Genomic DNA, 2072 nt, shown 5'->3' on the forward strand with positions numbered 1-2072 from the left:
AGATTTAGTACTACGGAGTCATGCCTGCATCATGCGCTAGTGAGCGTATCTGCTCAGCAGGTTCGCCTGAAATTCGGATTGCTTCCGCCCAGAGTTCATCCGCAAATACTTGGCCAAGGCGCTCTTGTTGCTGAGGGCCTAAGTGTTTGGTCCCGAAGAGTAATGGTTTACGTTATGAACCATTATCGGAGGATGACCCATGGCTCAGATTCTTCACAGGCGCGCCACGACCACGCACGCCATCCGAACAGAAGTACAGCGATCGACGGAGTCGGTCACGACGCTGAGTCGACGCTACGGCATCAACCCCAAGACCGTACGCAAGTGGCGTCACCGAGATGCCGTGGAGGATACCCGCATGGGGCCGACAGCCCTCGTTCCACGTCGCTCACGCCACTGGAAGAAGCCGCCGCTGTCACCTTTCGGCAAAAGACGCTGCTACCGCTGGATGACTGCCTCCATGCGCTTCAGCGGGAAATCCCCTCGCTGACCCGGTCGAGCCTGCACCGCCTTTATCAGCGGCACGGGATTAGCCAACTGCCGAGGGATAGCCTCCATAAGCGTGAGAAGAAGCCCTTCAAGCGCTATCCGATCGGCTACCTGCATATCGACATCAGTGAGGTCCGCACCGGCGAAGGAAAGGCTTATCTGTTCGTCGCGGTGGATCGGACATCCAAGTTCGTTCATGCATGCCTGTATCGCCAGATGCCCCGGCAGATCGCCGCTGACTTTCTCGAAGAGACGTTGGCGGTGTTGCCTTACCGAGTCCACACCGTGCTGACCGATAATGGGGTTCAGTTTGCGAAGAAGGCAGGCACAGAAGCTTATAAGCCGCATACCTTCTATGTCATCTGTTACCGTCACGGGATCGAGCACCGGCTGACAAAGCCCTTCCATCTCTGGACCAACGGCCAGGTTGAGCGGATGAATCGGACGCTCAAGGAAGCCACCATCCGGACGTTTCACTACACCTCGCTGGCTCAGCTTCAGTCTCACCTGGAGGATTATCTATGGGCTTATAACAGTGCTCGCTCTCTCAGGGCGCTCAAAGGCAAGACACCCGTCGGATTTATTCTTGAACAGTGGCAAAAAGAGCCTCAAAGATTTTATGATGACCCGAACCACTTCTTTGCGGGACCAAACATCTAAGGTCTGTAATGGTGGCTCCCACTTCCTTCATACGCAGTGTTTCTTCTTCAATAAGATTTGTGTAATAAGCCAAAGAGGCACCTTCAGGCTCTCGCCCTATCTCAAGGAGGGTGCTTTGGTCTTCCGCAGGGATTTCTTGTCAGTAATCCTCGTTAAATAGCACCATTAAGCTAGTGGCTCCGAAGCCTGGGCGCACTAGGTAGGGTAGGGCTTCATGAAGTCCCAGTGCGTAATTACCAAAAATGCCGTGCCCAGCACCATCTATCACTCCCTGCTCGGCTGCAGTGTGTAAATCTCAGAAACTGGCATCACCGAAGGTGAGCCGACAAATGCCCGAATGGGGCCGTGATAGGCGAGTGTGCCGCGCATGATTCTGCCCTCAAAGCCCCCGTCATCTCCGATGGGGTCTTTGGGCATGAAGTGGTATCCAAGATTAGCAGATGGGAGTGAGGTCATGCGTACATTGTGCGTTAGATAGTACGTTTGGTGGGCATCCCATATGCCGGTATCTCGTCGTTGCTGTGGGTCAGCATCAATTGCGTCGGCGGCCTAGTCGGCGCCTGTCGAGCCGGTATGGTAGGCCCCTGATGCCAGTGTGAGAGGAAAGATGCCTGAGCTAACGGGGTCGAATTGCTCGAAGCCAGGGATGGCCTCTTCTTCCACAAGGTTGATTTGATACCTTTCCTCGAGGCGTTCTTCTACAAGGCCAATAAATAAGTCGGCAGCGTCATTTAATGGGTGGTTGGCTGGAGGGGGATAAGTATTTGATAGGAGGTTGTCTGAGCCGCGCTACGCGCTAGCTGTGCTAAAACCCAGGGTAACCGCAAGCAAAGAGGTTGAAATTAACAGTTTGTTTTTCATTTTTCTCCAAGTGTTGAGCATTTATTGCGTTTGTGCTGTATAGGTGCTTTGGCATATGTCTC

At 53.7% G+C, this 2072-nt stretch carries 1 pseudogene; it reads left to right on the plus strand.

Going from position 1 to position 2072, the window contains the following annotated elements:
• Nucleotides 1-199 precede the first annotated feature (199 nt).
• A pseudogene (locus ACT3TC_RS17040) lies at nucleotides 200-1149 on the plus strand (IS481 family transposase).
• Nucleotides 1150-2072: the final 923 nt, after the last annotated feature.

Origin of the sequence: Halomonas sp. AOP27-A1-41 (assembly GCF_052378605.1) — a bacterium.
Taxonomy (GTDB): Bacteria; Pseudomonadota; Gammaproteobacteria; order Pseudomonadales; family Halomonadaceae; genus Vreelandella; species Vreelandella citrativorans.